Source organism: Thioclava litoralis (assembly GCF_045278885.1).
GTDB classification, from domain to species: Bacteria; Pseudomonadota; Alphaproteobacteria; order Rhodobacterales; family Rhodobacteraceae; genus Thioclava; species Thioclava litoralis.
Window position 1 is genome coordinate 774,775 of sequence record NZ_CP135443.1, and the last position, 19,503, is coordinate 794,277.

The 19,503-nt window shown below is 62.0% G+C and carries 17 protein-coding genes; 10 read left to right on the top strand and 7 right to left on the bottom strand.

Annotation, left to right across the window (positions count from 1 at the left end; translation table 11 throughout):
• The first annotated feature begins 71 nt into the window (after positions 1-71).
• On the top strand, positions 72-833 hold the full coding sequence (locus RPE78_RS03775) for an alpha/beta fold hydrolase (protein ID WP_406721263.1): 762 nt from the start codon (positions 72-74) through the stop codon (positions 831-833).
• A 14-nt stretch (positions 834-847) separates the two neighbouring features.
• On the opposite strand, the gene RPE78_RS03780 is transcribed toward RPE78_RS03775, so the two are convergent.
• From RPE78_RS03780 to RPE78_RS03795, 4 genes are all read right to left on the bottom strand, one after another.
• Entirely contained in the window at positions 848-1,180 is a 333-nt protein-coding gene (locus RPE78_RS03780; RefSeq protein ID WP_339108166.1) for a hypothetical protein, read from the bottom strand.
• A 79-nt stretch (positions 1,181-1,259) separates the two neighbouring features.
• Positions 1,260-2,114, bottom strand: coding sequence for a metallophosphoesterase (locus tag RPE78_RS03785; RefSeq protein ID WP_339108167.1), 855 nt, complete (start codon positions 2,112-2,114; stop codon positions 1,260-1,262).
• On the bottom strand, positions 2,111-3,100 hold the full coding sequence (locus tag RPE78_RS03790) for a diacylglycerol/lipid kinase family protein (RefSeq protein ID WP_406721264.1): 990 nt from the start codon (positions 3,098-3,100) through the stop codon (positions 2,111-2,113). Before RPE78_RS03790 ends, RPE78_RS03785 begins: the two co-directional genes overlap by 4 nt.
• Positions 3,101-3,194: 94 nt before the next feature.
• A complete protein-coding gene (locus tag RPE78_RS03795) occupies positions 3,195-3,506 on the bottom strand; it encodes an antibiotic ABC transporter (protein WP_339108169.1) in 312 nt (103 codons plus the stop codon).
• A 313-nt stretch (positions 3,507-3,819) separates the two neighbouring features.
• Here RPE78_RS03795 and RPE78_RS03800 point away from each other — a divergent pair, with 313 nt between their 5' ends.
• The 4 genes from RPE78_RS03800 (at position 3,820) to RPE78_RS03815 (ending at position 8,991) form a co-directional block, all read left to right on the top strand.
• Positions 3,820-4,959, top strand: a complete 1,140-nt coding sequence (locus RPE78_RS03800; protein WP_406721265.1) for an efflux RND transporter periplasmic adaptor subunit — start codon at positions 3,820-3,822, stop codon at positions 4,957-4,959.
• A 12-nt stretch (positions 4,960-4,971) separates the two neighbouring features.
• Positions 4,972-8,040, top strand: a complete 3,069-nt coding sequence (locus tag RPE78_RS03805) for an efflux RND transporter permease subunit (RefSeq protein ID WP_406721266.1) — start codon at positions 4,972-4,974, stop codon at positions 8,038-8,040.
• A 210-nt stretch (positions 8,041-8,250) separates the two neighbouring features.
• Complete coding sequence (locus tag RPE78_RS03810) at positions 8,251-8,664, top strand: hypothetical protein (RefSeq protein WP_339108172.1); 414 nt, start codon at positions 8,251-8,253, stop codon at positions 8,662-8,664.
• Between the two features lie 162 nt (positions 8,665-8,826).
• Entirely contained in the window at positions 8,827-8,991 is a 165-nt protein-coding gene (locus RPE78_RS03815; RefSeq protein ID WP_339108173.1) for a hypothetical protein, read from the top strand.
• 10 nt (positions 8,992-9,001) lie between these two features.
• Here the strand turns inward: RPE78_RS03815 and RPE78_RS03820 are convergent, their stop codons facing one another.
• Entirely contained in the window at positions 9,002-10,615 is a 1,614-nt protein-coding gene (locus RPE78_RS03820) for a GMC family oxidoreductase N-terminal domain-containing protein (protein ID WP_339108174.1), read from the bottom strand.
• Positions 10,616-10,901: 286 nt separating this feature from the next.
• On the opposite strand from RPE78_RS03820, the gene RPE78_RS03825 reads away from it, so the two are divergent.
• From RPE78_RS03825 to RPE78_RS03835, 3 genes are all read left to right on the top strand, one after another.
• Entirely contained in the window at positions 10,902-12,212 is a 1,311-nt protein-coding gene (locus RPE78_RS03825) for a 3-deoxy-D-manno-octulosonic acid transferase (RefSeq protein ID WP_406721267.1), read from the top strand.
• A 61-nt stretch (positions 12,213-12,273) separates the two neighbouring features.
• Positions 12,274-12,741, top strand: coding sequence for an NUDIX hydrolase (locus tag RPE78_RS03830; RefSeq protein ID WP_406721268.1), 468 nt, complete (start codon positions 12,274-12,276; stop codon positions 12,739-12,741).
• 127 nt (positions 12,742-12,868) lie between these two features.
• Positions 12,869-13,321 (top strand): DUF1178 family protein, encoded by a 453-nt coding sequence (locus RPE78_RS03835; protein ID WP_339108177.1) that lies wholly within the window; start codon positions 12,869-12,871, stop codon positions 13,319-13,321.
• On the opposite strand, the gene RPE78_RS03840 is transcribed toward RPE78_RS03835, so the two are convergent.
• Complete coding sequence (locus tag RPE78_RS03840; protein ID WP_406721269.1) at positions 13,318-14,841, bottom strand: pyruvate kinase; 1,524 nt, start codon at positions 14,839-14,841, stop codon at positions 13,318-13,320. The two genes, RPE78_RS03835 and RPE78_RS03840, sit on opposite strands and share 4 nt — an antisense overlap.
• Positions 14,842-15,042: 201 nt before the next feature.
• Between RPE78_RS03840 and RPE78_RS03845 the strand changes: the two genes are divergently transcribed.
• Complete coding sequence (locus RPE78_RS03845) at positions 15,043-16,305, top strand: aspartate kinase (RefSeq protein WP_339108179.1); 1,263 nt, start codon at positions 15,043-15,045, stop codon at positions 16,303-16,305.
• Between the two features lie 57 nt (positions 16,306-16,362).
• Positions 16,363-18,603: a phosphoenolpyruvate--protein phosphotransferase gene (gene ptsP, locus RPE78_RS03850; protein ID WP_339108180.1), complete on the top strand. Its 2,241-nt coding sequence runs from the start codon at positions 16,363-16,365 to the stop codon at positions 18,601-18,603.
• Positions 18,604-18,701: 98 nt separating this feature from the next.
• On the opposite strand, the gene RPE78_RS03855 is transcribed toward ptsP, so the two are convergent.
• The gene (locus tag RPE78_RS03855) at positions 18,702-19,475 is read right to left on the bottom strand and encodes an EcsC family protein (protein WP_339108181.1); all 774 of its coding nucleotides are present in this window, start codon (positions 19,473-19,475) and stop codon (positions 18,702-18,704) included.
• Positions 19,476-19,503 lie beyond the last annotated feature (28 nt).

A 19,503-nucleotide genomic window follows, 5' to 3' on the forward strand; every position in this document is an offset into this window, starting at 1 on the left:
CCCCCTGACTGTGCAGGAACAAGCGATGAAACCGCTGGCGCAGCGGCAATCCGCGCGCTAGCTATATGCGCATGTTAAACACGCTTTCTCAAGGCAGCCCCACGGGGCAGCCCCCGCTTCTGATCGTTCATGGCCTCTTCGGTTCCGCCCGTAACTGGGGCGTGATCCAAAAGCGTCTGTCAGACGCTCGGGAAGTCTTTGCCGTTGACCAACGCAATCATGGTGACAGTCCCTGGCAGGACAGCCAGAGCTATTTCGACATGGCCGAAGATATCGCCAAGGTGATCGAGGCCAATGGCGGCAAAATGGACGTGCTCGGCCATTCGATGGGGGGCAAGGCGGTTATGGTACTGGCCCTGACCCGCCCCGATCTGGTCAACCGGCTGATCGTGGCGGATGTGGCGCCGATTGCCTATCAGCACTCGCAGGATTCGCTCATTCAGGCCATGAAAGGACTGGATCTGGACGGGCTGACGCTCCGCTCGGAAGCCAATCGGCGCTTGTCGCAAACCGTCGGAAGCGAGGCGGTTCGGGCTTTTCTGCTGCAATCTCTGGACCTGAAATCGACACCGCCGCACTGGAAGCTCAATCTGGACGTGCTGGAAGCGGAGATGGGCAAGATCGTGGGCTTCCCCGAGCTATCCGGCGCTTTCACCGGCGAGACGCTGTTTGTCTATGGCGGGGCGTCCGATTACGTGCAGCCTGGCTATCAGCCGACAATCGACAGGCTGTTCCCGCATAACACGATGGCCAAGATTGACGGTGTGGGGCATTGGCTTCATGCCGAGAAACCGCGCGAATTCGAGCAGATCGTGCGGGATTTCATCGCCTGAACGGCCTGAACCCACTAGCATTGCAGGCGGAAACGGGCCTCACCGGTATCTCCGGGCAATGAGGGCGAACGCAAGGGCCCCGTCGAGGGGCCTGCGACCTTGCACCCCGTGCTCACCTCGACCGCCTGCCGCATCAGGGCCGGAACCCTGTCCCTTTCGCGCAAGCGCAGATAGCCAAGCCGGATGACTTCGGCATCGCCCCCCCGATCGAATACAACAAAACGGATTCCCTCCAGCGTGATATCGTGACGCTCGGCCCCGAAGAACTGCGGCGCAGGTTGGGCACCACACCCCGCTAGGGCCAGACACAGTCCTGCAAAAACAAGAGACTTCCGGCCGCGTTGCATGGTGCCCTCCCAGATCTGACGGAGGTTTCCAGTTTGGATCGCAGATGGTTAACACGAGGTTAAACCAAAACCGGAAAGCTTAAAGTTCGCAGGCGACAGAGCGGATCAGCTGATAGGACGGGGTCTCCGCAGCACTCGGGCGTACAAGCTCGGCCCAGTCCGATCCGCTTTTACGGAAATGCCGCCGATCCTGCGCCACAAACTGGCCATCCGCGCCGGAGAAAAAGCGGGTGATCGAGACCTCCCCCGTCATGTGATAGTCCAGCATATTGAACATGTTGGGAGTTCCGCGCAACCGGGTCGACAGCCCCGTTCCAGCCTGTACGAACAGCAGCCCGGGGGCGGCATGAAAGGGGGCGGCTGACCCCTCATGCAAATGCCCTGACAGAACAATATCCGCCCCGCATCGGGACAACCGTTTCAGCGCCTTTGACGCCCCCTCCATCAGTTTCTTGTCGGTTTCCGGCCCGTGTTCCAACGGATGATGCATGACGACAATGCGTAGTACCTCCCGCGAGACGGAAGAAAAACGGGAACAGACCCGCCGGATCGTATGCGACGAAATCCGGCCACGCTGCCATTTGAAGCGGTTCACGGTATTCACCCCGATCACATGTATCTTGGCGTCACGCCATTCGGGTTCCAGCTCGCGGTCAATGGCCTGCCGGTAGCGTCTCCACGGTGTCACGAAACGGACAAAGATATTATCCAGCGGCGTGTCATGATTGCCCGGCACAGCCAGAACCGGTGCCTTGATCCGGTTCAGAAAGGCCCGCGCTTGCGCAAATTGCCGACGCCTCGCCCGCTGGGTAAAATCGCCCGAGACGATCACCAGATCGGGCTCCAGCTCCGCGATCTTGCGCAACAAAGGGGGCTCCAGCCGCGGGTCGATTTTACCGAAATGCAGATCCGACAGATGCAGAATGCGTCTCATGCCGCCTCCTGCTCTTTCTCCTCCGGTAGCACGATGGTCAACAGGTCCGGATGCATGCGGAACGCAAATGGCGATTCCATCCGCGCCTTTTCCCCATCGAAAGCCAGAAGCGCGCGACGTTTCCCCCGCAGACCGACCGTGAATTCGCGACAGCGCAGCACATCATAGTCCCGCCCTTCACGGACCTGCCGCGTCACCAGACGCCATGCAAGGCGGAACAGCTGCATCCGGTTTTCCCCCTTGGCAATCAAGACCGCGAATTTGTCATCGGTGATCGCGCGCGCCCCCCGCAACCCGAAGAAATCCAGCTGGTAGGCCGAACGCGCGACGAAAATCAGCGGCGTCGCGCGCGTATCGGCTAGATCTTCCGTCTGAAAATCCACCTTCATAGGTTTCTGGAATTTCAGGAAAGTCCTGATTACAGACCAATAGGCCACCATCCGGTGCCGCCCCCAACGGGCATAGATCGCCTCGCGCGCTTTCAGGATTTTCGGATAGATCCCCAAAGAAGCATTGTTCAGGAACACCCGCCCATCAACAGAACCAACCTGGATCTCCCGCGTCTCGCCTTTGAGGATCTGTTGCGCAGCTTCCGTCGCGTCTTCCGAAAACCGTAGCCCCCGCGCATAGAAGTTGAACGTGCCAAGAGGAAGCACCGCCATCGGCACACCCTTTCCAAGCATGGCTTGTGCGACGGCCATCACTGTCCCGTCCCCCCCTGCCGCAACGATCAATTCTGCCCCGTCGGCAATGGCGCGATCTACGGTCTCGGAGACTTCGTGATCCGGCTCCCAACGATAGAGTTTCGCCTCGTCCCCGAACACTTTCAGCGCGGCTTCGATCGGCTCCCGCGTGCGCGAATTCTGCCCCGAATTCGGGTTGGCGACCACATAGATACGGCGGAAGGGCACCCGCGTCGCAGCAAAGTTCGCCCCATGCCGCGCCTCATCCTCAGGTGTCTCTGTCTGGGCAAATGTAACTGACATTCAAGCGATCTCCTGTGATTACAGGCAGAACGCAAAAACGGCCCATGGGTTTCATGGACCGTTCAAAAACGTCTGGCTCGCGCGCTGCGCGTGGTCAGAAAACCTGTGCGGGGCCAAGCTTGGACAGTCGCTGCACGTTATCAGCAGTATGGCGACTGAATTCCCGCACCACAGCGCGCATAGCCTGATCCATGGTGCCGCCGGAGAAAACGGTGCGGGTGGCCGCCTCCGTCGCCTCGAATCCCGCGTCGATTTTTTCGGTGACCATACGGGTCATCTCGTCGGGGGCGGCATGCCAGAGCCCTGCCATACCGGCGAGACGCATCGCGATCACGGCTTGAGCCTCCCAGCTAAGCCAAGCCGTCTCGATGGGCAAAGAAGCCGAAGCCAAAGGGTCGAAAAACATGGGTCACCTTTCCAATACTAGATGCGACCTAAACGATGCTGCACCTGCAGCATCGCATAGATGGCCTCAATGGTCCATTAATGCATTTGTGACGCAGGTTACTACACGACTTTGGCACTAAGAAGCTGACGAAATATGAAGCCCGCGCACGCAAGACAGGCTGAGACAACTTTTGCCACATAAAATCGGCGTGCTCCCATCCGATCAATTTTAAGCTTGCTCAGCGAAACGTGATCGGAATAAGTTATCCTAACTAAACCGAACAGTTCACCTCTTCTCGTCTAGTGCACGCCTGTGCCGTATCGGAGCCACCATGTTCAAGAGACTCCTCGTCGCCGCTATTGCCCTCCTTTTGCTGGCAGTCATTGCGGGCGGTATTATCGGTTTCAACCTGTTCCGCGAAAAAATGATCGGCCAGTTCTTCGCCACGATGCAGCAGCCCGCAGCCGTTGTATCAGTGACCAAGGTCGTGCCGGTGACATGGACCCCGGGGATCGAAGCCATCGGCACAGCCAATGCGGCAGAAGGCACCGATCTTGCCATCGAAGCGGCGGGCATCGTGCGCGAAATCACCTTTGCGGCCAATGATACCGTCAAGAAAGGCCAGCTTCTGGTGCAGATCGACGACCGTCAGGAAAAGGCGGATCTGGCAGCCGCAGAAGCCTCGCTGGAACTGGCGCAGACCTCGCTGGAGCGGGCGCAGAAACTGAACGAGCGTGGCGTGTCGGCGGTGTCCACCCTCGATAGCGCCATCGCCGATGCGACCACCGCACAATCCACCGTGCAGAAACTGAAAGCCGCATTGGAGACAAAACGCCTTCTGGCACCGTTTGACGGCACGATCGGCATCCCGCAAGTGGATCTGGGCGAATATGCAACGGTGGGCACCCCCTATGCAACGCTCCAGAACGCCTCCAGGATGCATGTCGATTTTACGCTATCCGAACAGCAGGTGCGCAATGTCTCTGTCGGACAGGATGTCGAGGTGACCTCGGAAGTGGGCGGCATCACCAAAGCGGGAAAAATTATCGGGATCGAACCCAAAATCGACGCGAACTCCCGTCTGGTCGGGCTGCGCGCCGAAATTTCCAATGACGACCGCGCTTTGACACCCGGCCAGTTCCTGCAGGTGCGGGTTATCCTGCCCACGCAAGCCGGTGTGATCGCCCTGCCGCAAACGGTCGTGACCTCCAGCCTTTATGGCGATTCCGTCTATGTCGTGCGCGACGAGGACAAAGACGGCGAGACCCGCCAGATCGCCAGTCAGGTCTTCGTCAAACTGGGCCGCCGCTCGGGAGACATGGTGGAAATCACCGAGGGCGTGAAAAGCGGTGATCAGGTCGTCAATGCCGGCCAGAACCGCCTGACCCCCGGCGCCCCCGTCACGATCGACAACTCGGTGACCCTCCCCGCCGATCCGGGCCGCGATATCGCACCCGAAGCCTCGAAATAAGGACGACGGATCATGCATTTCACCGAAATCTTCATCCGGCGGCCGGTGCTGTCGATGGTCATCGGCGCCTTCATGCTGCTGATCGGGGCGCAGGCGTTTTTCAACCTGCCTGTGCGCGAATACCCGGAGGTCGATGAGACGGTGGTGACCGTCACCACCACCTATCCCGGGGCCGCGCCGGACCTCATTCAGGGCTTCATCACCGCGCCGATTGCGGCCGCTGTGGCCACCACCGAGAATATCGACTTCGTGACCTCATCGTCGCGGCCTTCGGTATCGACCGTCTCGGTCAATATGAAGCTGGGTGCCGACCCCGATGTCGCGCTGACCGAGGTGCTGGCCAAGGTGCAGCAGGTACGCTCGGATCTGCCTGATGGCGCGGAGGACCCGCAGATCGTCAAGGGCACGGGGATGACCTTCGCGCTGATGTATCTGGCCGCGACCAACCCCAATATGACGCAAGAGCAACTGACCGAATATCTGGACCGCGTGATCCGCCCGCGCATGTCGACCATTCAGGGCGTGGCCGAGATCCAGATCATCGGCGGCTCTACCTATGCGATGCGCGTCTGGATCGACCCGAAGAAGCTGGCCGCGCGCAATGTGACCGCCGCCGAGGTGCTTGCGGCGATTCAGGCCTCGAACTTCCTTTCGGCACCGGGGGCCACGGAAAACGACTTCTACACCCAGTCGATCACGCTGAAATCCACGCTGTCCTCTCCCGATGCCTTTGGTGCCCTGCCCCTGCGCGGGGAAGGCGATAGCGTCATCCGCCTGCGCGATGTGGCGCGGATCGAGCTGGCCTCGGATGAATCGGGCGAGATCGTCAGCTTCAACGGTCAGTCGGGTACCTTCATCGGCGTGATGCCGACGCCTGCCGCCAATCCGCTGGATACCGCGCAGGCCGTGCATGATGCCCTGCCCGCGATCAATGCCTCGCTGCCCGAGGGGATGGAAATCCAGAACGTCTATGATTCCACCGAGACCATCTCGGCCTCGATCGAAGAGGTCTTCCACACGATCGCCGAAGCGGTGATCATCGTGGTGCTGGTGATCTTGCTGTTCTTGGGGTCTGTGCGCTCGGTGCTGATGCCCATTGTCACCATCCCACTGTCGCTGGTGGGGGTAATGGCGGTTCTGCTGGCGCTGGGATATTCGATCAACCTGCTGACGCTGCTGGCGATGGTTCTGGCCATCGGGCTTGTGGTGGATGACGCCATCGTGGTGGTGGAAAACATCCACCGCCATATCGAGGACGGCATGAAGCCGATCCCCGCCGCCGTCAAAGGCATGCAGGAGATCACCGGCCCCGTTATCGCCATGACCATCACTCTGGCCGCCGTTCTGGCACCTCTGGCCTTCACCGGCGGGCTGACAGGGGCGCTGTTTACCGAATTCGCCTTCACGCTGGCCGGATCGGTGATCCTGTCGGGGATCATCGCGCTGACCATCACGCCGATGATGTCGGGGCGCATCCTCAAATCGGGCCATGCCGGCGGGTTTCAGGGCTTTGTGGACCGCGTTTTCGAAAAACTTGCGGGCTTTTACGAGCGCCGCGTGACGGGGTCGCTGAACCTGCGCTGGGTCACGCTGCTGATCGTGGGGGTGCTCATGGGCACCACGGGGTTCATGTTCACCAAAACCTCGGGCGAACTTGCCCCCGACGAAGACCAGGGCGCGCTTTTCGCCATCATGAAAGGGCCGAAATACGCCACCGACCGCTATACCTCGGCCTATATCAAGCAGGTGGATGACAATACGAAAGACATCCCCGAAGTGCGGCAGAGCTTCTCGATTGCAGGGTTTGGCGGGGATGACGGTCAAGGCATCGAAATCTGGCAACTGAAGGACTGGGCCGACCGTGACCGGTCGCAGGCTCAGGTGAAGCAGGACATTCAGGCGGGGCTAGACAAATCACCGGGATTGCAGGGCTTTGCCTTCGCACCGCCCACCCTTCCCGGAACGGGGGGCGGCCTGCCGATCTCGGTGATCATCCAGTCGATCAACAGCTCGTCGCGCGTGGCAGAGGTCTCGGCAGAGATCACCCAGAAAGCGATGCAATCGGGCAAGTTCATCATCGTGCAGAACTCTCTAAGCTTCGACGCGCCCGAAGTGCAGGTCACCATCGACCGCGACCGCGCGGCCTCGCTGAATGTGCCGATCAGCCAGATCGGCCAGACGCTGGGCCTGCTTGTTGGCGGCGGGTCGGTGGCGCAATTCGACCGCGACTCGAACAGCTATGACATCATCACACAGGTGCCGCGCAGCTTCCGCGAAAACCCCGAAGAGCTGGGCAATTACTTCGTGCGCGCCTCGACCGGCGAGATGGTGCCCCTATCGGCCCTCGTGAAGATCGAAGGCGGCGTGCGCTCTGCCGCAATCGAGCAGTTCAACCAGTTGAATTCCTCGACCATCACCGCCCTGCCCCTGCCCACGGTCTCCACCGGCGAAGGGCTGGCCGAGATCCAGCAGATCGCGAATGAGACCATCCCCGACGGGTTCTTCATCGACTATTCCGGCCAGTCGCGGTTGGAGGTCACGCAGGGCAATACCATCGTCATCGCCTTTGCAGCCGCCGTTCTGGTGATCTATCTGGTGCTGGCGGCGCAATTCGAAAGCTTCCGCGACCCCTTCATCATCCTGATGACGGTGCCGATGACGGTCTTCGGGGCGCTCCTGCCACTCAATCTGGGCCTCGGCACGCTCAACATCTATTCTCAGGTCGGGCTGATCACCCTTGTCGGGCTGATCACCAAGCACGGCATCCTGATGGTGGAATTTGCCAACCAGCAGCGCGAGGACCACGGGCTGTCACGGCGCGAGGCGATCATCGCCGCCGCCCGCACCCGTCTGCGACCGATCCTGATGACCACCGCCGCCATGGCGCTGGCGGTGATTCCGCTGGTCATCGCCGAAGGCGCGGGCGCTGCGGCCCGTCAGGCGATGGGGGTGGTGATGTTCTCGGGCCTGATCATCGGCACACTGTTCACCCTCTTCGTGGTGCCAATGTTCTACACCTTCATCTCGCCCTCGGATAAGGCATGGCGGGCGGCAAAAGAGCGCAAGATCGCGGCAGGCTGAACAGAAGACAATCTGATCTCCAAGGCTCCGGTGTCCACGCACCGGAGCCTTTTAAACTTGACGGTTCACTTTCAAGAGGGGCGATATATGTATTTACGCACATATAATGGCTTATTTTTTAGAATTACGCATTTCATCGCACATTGCTAGATATGTCTCATAACAAACGCCGGATGTCACTGATCCGGCATATCACTGGAGATAATGACAATGAAAACCGTTCTGACCACCGCCGCCATCCTTTTCGCCGCAACCGCAGGGATCGCCTCCGCACAAAGCAATGACGCCCAGTTGGCGGCTCTGCTGCAGGTCAATGGCGCACAGTTCACCACGGCCGAGCTGAACAATATCAACGAAGCCCGCCGCGATGGCGATGTTGCCAAAGCCAATTACTACCTCAATCACGAGAACCGCACGACCGCCGCGCACAATGGTCAGGGCAAAGCCCAGCTTGCCGCACAGCTGGGGGTGAACGCTTCTGACTATACGCTGGCAGAACTTGTCACCATCGATAGCGACCGCCGCGACAACAACATCCAGAACGCCGATTTCGTTCTGAACGGCACGTCCCGCAATTCGGTCGCCCCGATCGCCACGCCTTACATCGGCACCGGTCGTCGCTAAGGCACGCCTGCGCTGTCTGCGCCCGTCACACCCAAAGCCCCCGAGCCGGTCTCGGGGGCTTTTTTGTCCGTCTTCGCCAAGCATCGGAAAGATGCTATGAGAAACGGGCTTGTCGCAAGGCCCGCGCTCTGGCAGGGACAGGACAATTCAGGAGACCCGATTATGGATTACAGCAAATCCGGTGGCGCCAAAGCCCCCAAAAACACCCCCCGCCATGCCGAACACAACGCCAAAGGGACCGATAAAAACCCCTTCGGCGGCAAATCCGACAAGGCCGCTCTTCTGGCCCGCATGAAAGCGGCCACCAAAAAGACCGACGAGAAGTAAGCCCTTTCTCTTACTCTGCGGCCACTACGCCCGCGCGCGCGTCTTCCAAGATCATGCGCGCGGCTTTTTCCGCGATCATCATCGTCGGCGCATTCGTGTTGCCCGATGTAATGGTCGGCATCACCGACGCATCGGCAATACGCAGCCCCTGAACACCCCGCACCCGCAGACGCGGGTCCACCACCGAATCCGTGTCGGCCCCCATCCGGCAGGTGCCCACAGGGTGGAAGATCGTCGTGCCGATATCCCCTGCGGCTTTGATCAGATCCTCATCGCTCTGATAGGAGGGACCGGGTTTGTATTCTTCGGGGTGGAATTTGGCAAAGGCGGGCTGGCTGGCCACATGCCGCACCTGCCGGATGGCCCGCATCGCCACCTGCCTGTCCCCTTCGGTCGAAAGATAATTCGGCGCGATCACCGGATGATCGCGGAAATCTGCTGAACGGATATGGATCGAGCCACGGCTTTCGGGGCGCAGATTGCACACACTCGCCGTCATGCCGGGAAAGGGATGCACCGCATCACCGAACTTGTCCAGACTGACAGGCTGCACATGATATTCCAGATCCGGCGAGGCCTTTTCGGGTGACGAGCGCGTGAACACCCCCACCTGACTGGGGGCCATCGCCATCGGGCCGGAGCGTTTCAACGCGTATTCCGCGCCAATCATCGCCTTCCCCCACAGGCTGGAGGCCATCGTGTTCAGGCTTTTCACCCCCCGCACCTTATAGACCAGACGCAGTTGAAGATGGTCCTGCAGATTTTCGCCCACCGCGGCATTCTCGATCCGTGGCGAGACACCCATATGGGCCAGCGTCTCGGCCCGCCCGATGCCCGAAAGCTCCAGCACCTGCACAGAGCCGACAGCCCCCGCCGACAGGATCACCTCATGCGCTCCGACCTCGACCGACCGACCGTCACGGGTGTAGCGCACCCCCGTCACCCGCCGCCCGTCCAGAACCAGCTTCTCGACCTGCGCGCCGGTGCGGATTTCCAGATTAGGTCGTGATTTCACAGGGTTCAGGAAGGCACGCGCGGCAGACCAGCGCCATCCGCTGCGCTGGGTCACATGGAAATACCCGCCCCCTTCATTGCTGCCCCGGTTGAAATCCTCCGTGCGCGGGAAGCCTGCCTGCTCGGCCGCCTCAAGGAACGCATCCAGCACATCCCAGCGCACCCGCGCCTTCTCCACCCGTAGCGGCCCGCCAGAGCCATGCCGGTCCGATGCACCACGGTAGAAATCCTCCTGTTCCATGAACAGCGGCAAGACATCCTCCCAGCCCCATCCGGTACAGCCCATCTGCCGCCAGCCGTCATAATCCTGCGCCTGACCGCGCATATAGATCATCCCGTTGATCGAGGAGCACCCGCCCAGAATACGCCCGCGCGGATACAGAAGTTCGCGCCCGTTCAGCCCCGGATCGGCGGCAGTCTTATATCCCCAATCCGTGCGCGGATTGCCGATGCAATACAGATATCCCACCGGAATATGCACCCAGTGATAATTGTCCTTGCCTCCCGCTTCCAACAGCAGCACACGATTGCGCGGATCGGCGCTCAGCCGGTTGGCCAGCACGCATCCCGCGGAGCCCGCCCCGATAATCACATAATCGAAATGGTCCATAGAATAGTCCTCCCTGCAAAATCAGGCGGCACCCGAAAGTGCCTCTCCATCCCCCGCAAGAGGTTTGCAACGGGGCGAGGAAATAGCAAGCCTGTTCACAATCTCCATGCCCTGCAAAAACGCAAACTCCTTTACGGCCTGCCTCCTCTCGCATGCATGGCAACCGCATGCGGGCTTGCATCTCGGGCATAGGCACGGTTTTGATGCCGCAAACGGGGGCCTGACCGGTGGCCCTGCCTTTATCGCCTGCCCTATTGCCTGCCCCGCCAATCCAAGGATCTCCCCAGTGCTGCGCTACCGTCTGCTCCTGTCTATCGCCCTGCCGCTGATGCTGGCGCATCTGCTATGGGGATATATGCGCGGGCGGCAAAGCCGCCAGGGGCTTGTCGAGCGGCTGGGCGGCCTGCCGCCCGGCCCGAGCACGCCCCTCCCCCCCGATCCGCGCGCACCGGTCTGGCTGCATGCGGCCTCCAATGGCGAGCTTGCCTCGGCGCGTCCCGTGATCGACTGGCTGGTGGCGCGCGGCGACCGGCTCCTGATCACCACCAATTCGACCACCGCACAAGATCTGGCACGACGCTGGATCGCAGCGGCGGACCTGCCACCCGAAACCTGCGTGGCGCTTGCCCCGCTGGATACCCGCTGGGTGCTGCGGCGCTTCTTGCGACACTATCGGCCCGCCGCGCTGATCGTCATCGAGAACGAGATCTGGCCCAACCGTTTTGCCATGATGGCGCAGGCGGGCCACCCCTGCCTGATGCTGGGCGCACGGCTTTCGGCAGGCTCCGCCCGCTTCTGGCACAGGCTGTCTCTGGGCCCGCTGCTGGCCGGGCTGACGGCGGTTTCGGCACAAGATGCCGCCTCTCAGGCGCGGTTCCTTGCGCTCGGGCTGCCAGCCTCGCATCTTCTGCCGCGCATCAACCTGAAAACCGCCGCCAGCCCGCAAGTGCTGCCGCCGCTCGCCCGCTGGCCCGAAGACTGGCCGCGCCGTCATACATGGCTTGCCGCCTCGACCCATGAGGGCGAGGAAGAACTGATCCTTGAGGCTTTTGCCAAGGCCCGTATGCAGCGCCCCGAATTGCGTCTCATCCTTGCCCCCCGCCACCCGCGGCGCGGAGCGGAGATCGCGCGGATGATCCGCGCCAAGGGGTTTGCACTGGCCCGACGCTCGAACCAAGACCAGCCCTCCGGTCCGGTCTATCTGGCCGATACCCTGGGCGAGATGGGCCATTGGTATCGCGCGGCAGCCGCCTGTTTTACCGGTGGTTCCTTCGTGCCCAAGGGCGGACATACCCCGTTCGAGCCGCTGGTCTATCACTGCGCCCTGTTTCATGGCCCGCATGTCGAGAATGCCCGTGAGCCCTATGCCGCGCTCGATCACTGCGGCGGGGCGCGCTGTCTGCCCACCCCCGAGGCTCTGGCACAGGCGATGGTGTCCTCGACCCAGGCCGATTTCACCCGCATGACACAGGCCGCACAGGCGGGCCTGCCCGAAACCGATCCGGCCTATCTGCAGGATCTTCTGGCAAGGCTTGCCCCGCTTCTGCCACCTCCGGATGCAAAACTTCATCCAGATGTCATTGCCACGTCATCATAATGGCCTAGCTTTCGTTCTCCGGCGCAGCGCGCATCCTCCAGACAGGCGGCCCTTCTTCGCGATGAAACTCGACCGCAAGCTCAGCCTGACGGCGCCAAACACGTCCGGCAAAACCGCACAGGAAGCCGCGCTCTGCTTTCGTTGCAAGGCGGGGAAAATGCAGGTGCTCCTGATCACCTCGCGCGACACCGGACGCTGGGTGCTCCCCAAGGGATGGCTGATGAAAGACTGCAATCCCGGCGAGACCGCCCTATGCGAGGCATGGGAAGAGGCCGGGGTCTCGGGCAGCCTCGCGCAGGAGGGCAGCATCGGCCATTACACCTACCCGAAGATCTTTCCGGATGGCGCCGCCCGCGACTGCCGCGTGGCGCTTTATGCGATCCATGTCCACGGCCTTGCGCCGAAATTCCCCGAAAAGGGCCAGCGCCGCCGCAAATGGATGACCACCTCCAAGGCGGCCAAATCGGTGCTGGAGCGCGATCTGGCCAAGATCCTGCGCCTGCTTCCCAAGCAGCTTGCGCATCTATAAATCTTGCGTTTACTGCAATCATGCTTAAGTAATGCCGGTCGCGCAGGACATCCTGCGGCTTGGCAGAAGACTGCGCCCCCTGCGACCGCGACCGGTTTCAGGGATAATTTGCTCTTGGGATAGATCGATGATCCGCTACACGCTGAAATGCGCAAATGGACACCAGTTTGATGGCTGGTTTGCCTCTGGCGAGGCCTTTGACACACAATGTGCCAAGGGGCTGGTTGCCTGCGCGATCTGCGGCTCGAACGCGGTCACGAAATCCCTGATGGCGCCTTCGGTGCAATCCACCCGCAAGGCAGAGCCCTCCCAAGGCGGCGAAAGCCCGCCCGCCCCGCCAGCCCTGACCTCTCCGGCAAACGAGGTCGAGGCCGCAATGGCTAAGCTGCGCGCCCATATCGAGAAAAATTCCGATTATGTCGGCGAGGATTTCGCCCGCGAGGCCCGCGCCATGCATGATGGCGAGGCGCCCGAACGCGCCATCCACGGCGAAGCCAATCTGGAAGAGGCCCGCGCGCTGATGGAAGACGGGATCGGCATCCTGCCCCTGCCCTTCCGCAGCGGGCGCAAAACCAACTAGCCCTCGGCCATCAGCCAATCCCCGAAGCCGCCCAGACGGGCGCTGCTTCTGGACATATAGCGTTCGGCACGCAGCACCGTATCGGACAACACCTCCAGGGCCTCGATCGTCTGTGGCCCATGCCCGATCAGCACGCAATCGGCGGGATGGCTCAATGCGGCCTCGTTCAGCTCGGCACGGCTCTGCCGCCCCTCCTGCACCAGACGCTCCATCAGGTTCGGCGCCCAAAGCACCGGCACCTCTGCGGCCCGACAGAGCCAGAAGATCATGTCCTGCAACTCGGTCAGGCGGGCATAGCCCAATTCCTGCGCCAGTTCCGGTCGGGAGATCATCACCCCCACCGTCGTCCGCCCCCCTGCCGCCACGACCAGATCCGGCAGGTTATGCAGGGCCTTCGCGGTTTCGATACGCAAAATCAGTGCAGGCAGAGCGGCGGCCCCGCCCCGCAACCTGTCAATCGCCGCAAACACCGTTTCCAGATCACTCACGCTCTGCAACGCCACGCTGATATTGTCGGCATATGTCAGGGCCAGATCCAGCACGGCCAGATCGGCCTCTCCAAGCGGCGGAAGGTCCAGCTCCACCCCCGGTACCGCCAGCACCATTCCGGGCTTGAGCCTTGCCCCGCGCGCAGGCGTCGAGGTCACCTCGACACGCGCCACGCCTTTCGACAGGCGGATCACCTGCCCCTGCAGCTTGCCGCCATTGATGCTGAGCGCGGCCCCTTCGGTCAACGCCGCCCATTGCGCAGGCTGGCTTAACGTCATACGCGGGAAATCCCCTTTGACCAGCTTCGAGACGATCTCGAAGCGGTCCCCGACCCGCAAGCGACCATGCGCACCGATCACCCGCGCCACGGTGCATTGCGGCCCCGGAAGGTCGATCTGCACCGGAATACGCAGCCCCATATCCTGCGCCAGATTGCGCACCACCTGCGAAAGCCCGACCCAATCTTCGGCCAGCCCTTCGCCGGTATCGATCCGGATCGCATCCGCCCCCGCCCCGATCATGGCCCGCAGATGGCTTTCCGCCGAGCGTGGCGGCGCGTCGGCATCCCGCACGGCCAGACAGCTGATACCGATACTGCCCATGATCCGCGCATGGGTCCCGCTGCGACGCGCACCGAACAGCATCGCGCGCCGCGCCGCCAGCCGCGCAGGCCCTGCGGCAAATATCTCGGTGGGCGGATATTCTGCCGGCCCCTGCCCCGCAATCAGCGACAGCGAGGCCAGCACCGCATCGATCGAGGCCCGCAGATGCGGCTCGGCGCGGTTGAGCGAGGAAATCCCGAACGAGGCAAACGGCGCCTCGAAGGGCGCAAGCTCTCCGGGACCCAAGGAAAGATAATCGGCAAGATTGCGCGCCGAGGGGTAGAATTCGGGCCGCGTGATCCAGCTCTCCCAGAGGTCCATCTGCGCCTGTGCGCGCCGGTCCATCATGGCGCGCAGATCTGCAAGCGATGCCCGCAGCCCCGCAGCCTGTGCGTGACGTTCCCTTGTCTCGCGTTCATGCAAGGTCATGGGCACCTCCTCCCGATGGCTCTGGCCTTGAGTGTCCAGATCTAGCAAAGCCTTTGCGCGCTCGCTACTGGTCTAGAACGACATTCTTATGACAGAAGGATGTAATGACCATATCGCCACTCTTGCGCAGCGATACACGTTGCTTTAACCGGAACCGGAACTCCCGGCGCAGGGACCGGGCAGCGAAGCGAGGGGGAAGATATGCCGCTTCTCGTCATGAAATTCGGCGGCACTTCGGTGGCCGATCTCGACCGCATTGCCAATGCGGCCGCGAAGGTCCAACGCGAAGTGGAGCGGGGCTATGACGTCATCGTGATCGTGTCGGCCATGTCCGGCAAGACCAACGAGCTTGTGGGGTGGGTCGAAAAGACCGCGCCCCTTTACGACGCGCGCGAATATGACGCCGTCGTGGCTTCGGGTGAGAATATCACCGCCGGTCTGATGGCGCTGCGCCTGCAGGAAATGGGCGTGCCCGCCCGTAGCTGGCAGGGCTGGCAGGTGCCGATCAACACGACCTCGGCCCATAGTGCCGCGCGCTTCAAATCGATCCCGCGCGCCAATATCGACGCGAAATTCGCCGAAGGCATGAAGGTCGCCGTAGTCGCTGGCTTCCAGGGCCTCTCGGAAGAGGGTCGAATCACCACGCTGGGCCGTGGCGGGTCCGACACCACGGCCGTGGCCTTTGCGGCGGCCTTTGATGCGGAACGCTGCGACATCTACACCGATGTCGATGGCATCTACACCACCGATCCGCGCGTCTCGGGCAAGGCCCGCAAGCTGGACCGCATCGCCTTCGAGGAAATGCTGGAACTGGCCTCCTTGGGCGCGAAGGTGCTGCAAACCCGCTCGGTCGAGCTGGCAATGCGTTACAATGTGCGCCTGCGGGTGCTGTCCTCCTTCGAGGATACCGACGAAAACTCCGGAACCCTGGTCTGCGGCGAGGAAGAAATCATGGAATCGAAAGTCGTCTCTGGTGTCGCCTTCTCGCGCGACGAGGCAAAAATCACGCTGTTCACCATTCACGACCGTCCGGGCGTGGCGCAGGCCATCTTCGGCCCGCTGGCCGATGCCGGTGTGAATGTCGATATGATCGTGCAGAACATCTCGGAAAAAGATTACGACGAGACCTATGCCGGTGCCGTGACCGACATGACCTTCTCGCTGCCGATCAATCAGGTCGCGCGTGCGCAAAAGGCGATGGAAGAGGCGAAAGCCGAAGGCAAGATCAACTATGACCAGCTGATCATCGACACCGAGGTCGCCAAGGTCTCGGTTGTCGGCATCGGCATGCGCAGCCATGCAGGTGTTGCCGCCAAGATGTTCCAGGCGCTTTCTGCCGAAAACATCAACATCAAGGTCATCTCCACCTCGGAAATCAAAATTTCTGTGCTGATCGACCGGAAATATATGGAACTGGCGGTTCAGGCGCTCCATGATGCGTTTGAACTGGATCAGGAAGGCTGAAGCGCCTTCGCGTCCGGTTTCGGGCGTAAGAGTTGAGCAAAGGATCGGCCTTTTCACATGGCGGAACGCAGTGATAGCGACAGTCGCAATCTGTTGCGCCGTTTGCGCGACGTATTGGCCGAGCCCGGAAATGGTCAGGACAGGCTGGACCGGATCACCTCGCTGATTGCCTCTTCTATGGGCACAGAGGTGTGTTCGATCTACCTGTTCCGCGACCCCGAGACGCTGGAACTTTGCGCAACCGAAGGTCTGAGACCGGAATCCGTCCACCAGACCCGTATGCGTCTTGGCGAGGGGTTGGTGGGCCGCGTGGCCCGTCTGGGCAACCCGATCAACACGCATGACGCCCCCGCCGAACCCGGTTTCCGCTACATGCCCGAAACCGGCGAGGAAATCTATTCGAGCTTCCTTGGTGTTCCGATCCAGCGTGTGGGCGAGAAACTGGGCGTCTTGGTCGTGCAGTCGAAAGAGGCGCGCGATTACAAGGAAGACGACGTCTACGGCCTCGAGGTCGTGGCGATGGTGCTGGCCGAGATGACCGAGCTGGGCGCGTTCGTGGGCGATGGCGAGGGGATCGGCCATAGCCACCGCTTCCCCGTCATGTTCCGCGGATCTTCCGGTCAGGAAGGCGCCTGCGAGGGGCGTGTCTGGCTGCACGAGCCGCGCGTCGTGGTGACCAACCCCGTGGGGGATGACCCCGATCACGAACGCGACAGGCTGCAAAGCGCCGTTGAGGTGTTGCAAGCGCAGGTCAATGACATGATCTCCGGCTCGGTCGACATGGATATGGACCACCGACAGGTGCTGGAAACCTACCGCATGCTGGCCAATTCGCGCGGCTGGATGCGCCGGATGACCGAGGATATCGCGCTGGGGCTGTCCGCCGAAGCGGCCGTCGAGAAAGAACAGTCGCAAAACCGCGCCCGTCTGGAACAGGCCGGTGATCCCTATCTGCGCGAAAGGCTGTCCGATCTGGACGACCTCTCGAACCGCCTGCTGCGCCTGCTGACGGGACAGGGCGCCAATACCGGTGCCGAACTGCCCGACAACCCTGTGCTGGTGGCCAAGAATATCGGCCCCGCAGAGCTGCTGGATTACGGGCGCAGCCTCAAGGGCGTGGTGCTTGAGGAAGGGTCCGTGGGCAGCCATGCCGCGGTTGTGGCCCGTGCCCTGGCGATTCCGCTGGTGATCCATGCCAAGCGGATCACCACCGAGGCGCTGAATGGCGACCCGATTCTGGTGGATGGCGATCAGGGCGTGGTGCATCTGCGCCCCGAGGACACCGTGGCCAATGCGTTCCGCGACAAGATCGCGATGCAGGCAGAGGCGCAGAAACGCTATGCCGATCTGCGGGATCTGCCTGCCGAGGACCGCAATGGCACGCGTATTTCGCTGGTGATGAATGCGGGCCTTCTGGCCGACCTGCCCTCGCTGCAAAATAGCGGCGCCGAAGGCGTGGGGCTGTTCCGCACCGAGTTGCAGTTTCTTACCCGTTCGCGCGTTCCGCGCCGCGACGAGCTGGCCCAGCTGTACAAGCGGGTGATGGATGCCGCCCAGGGCAAGCCGGTGAAATTCCGCACGCTCGATATCGGCTCGGACAAGGTTCTGCCCTATATGAAGCCGCAGGACGAGCCGAACCCCGCGATGGGCTGGCGCGCGATCCGCGTGGGGCTGGACAAACCCGGCGTGCTGCGGATGCAGCTGCAGGCCCTGATCCGTGCGGCCAATGGCCGCCCGCTGGAGGTGATGTTCCCCTTTATCGCCTGCCCCTCCGAGTTCCATGCCGGACGCGATGCGCTTTTGCGCCAGCGCGACCGCGAGGCCGCCTTGGGGCGCCCCGTGCCGGAATGCCTGAAAATCGGAGCGATGCTGGAGACGCCGTCATTGGGGTTTGCGCCCGACAGCTTCTACCAGACCTGCGATTTCATCTCGATTGGCGGCAATGATCTCAAGCAGTTCTTCTTTGCCGCCGACCGCGAGAACGAGCGTGTGCGCCGCCGTTACGATACGCTGGATGTCAGCTTCCTGACCTTCCTCGAACGGATCATCGTGCGCTGTCAGGCCACCAATACGGTGCTGAGCTTCTGCGGCGAGGATGCCGGACGCCCTGTCGAGGCGCTGACCTTCGCGGCATTGGGATTGCGGACACTTTCGATGCGTCCGGCCTCTATCGGGCCAATCAAGCACCTGATCCGCCGCGCAGATCTGGCCGAGCTACGCCAGATTGTCCAGCGGGCCCGCAACGAGGGCCAGCAGTCGGTACGCAATGCGGTAACCACCTATCTGGCCCATCTCTAGGCGGGCCTCCGGCAGGACGGCAGCAGGCAGAGGGGCTCTGCCCCTCTTGGGGCCTGACGGCCCCAATTCACCCCGGGATATTTAGGGCAGCTGGAAGATCAGCGTTTGCGTGTGATCCGCGCGACCAGCTCTTCGCGTAGCAGACCTTCATCCATCATCGCCTCGCGGGCGAGACGTTTGAGGCCGAAATGCACCCGAGCGACATCCTGATAATAGCTGGTAAAGGTATAATTGACCGCAGCCCCCGCCACAGCCCCCAGCAGAGGTGCGGCCTGTGCGGCGAGTTTCTGGCCCAGCACTGCCGAGAGGCGGGGCGCGACCTTTGCGATCATGCCCTGCATTGAGGAGCCGGTGAGCGTGACACGGGTGGCGATAAGGCCGATATCGGTGCCGTCATCCTCTTCCAGCGGGCCTGCCGATGCGAAGATACGCAGGCATTCCTGTTTTACCTCGTCGGAGGCCGGATCGAACCCGTGTTCGGCAGCGATGCCCTGAATGGAGCGCAGCAGCATCGTGATGGTCAGCGGCAGTTCGGCTGCAGCCCCGGGCAATCCGGCGAAGCCTCCAGCCGCCCCCATCGCCGTGGTGAGCGCCCTATTGAGCCAGTCGGGTTTGTCCTCGATGACCCCGCGCGAGCGACCTGCCGCAGCCAAGGCTGTCTGGAGCGCCCGCGAGGTGATCCCTTCGAGGCCATTGCGCAGCGGGCTGGGCAATTTTTCCAGCAGCGTTTCCGCGGAGCCGCCCAGATAGGATAGCAACTGCATTCCCGGCCCCGAGGCCGAGCGGTAGCGCCGTGCCAGAGCCTCCAGTTCTTGCAGGACGCGATGATCGGTCAGCGGCTCGAAAATCTCGGGGGTTGCGGTCTGTGGCATGGGTATCTCCCTTTGCCTCTAGATATGG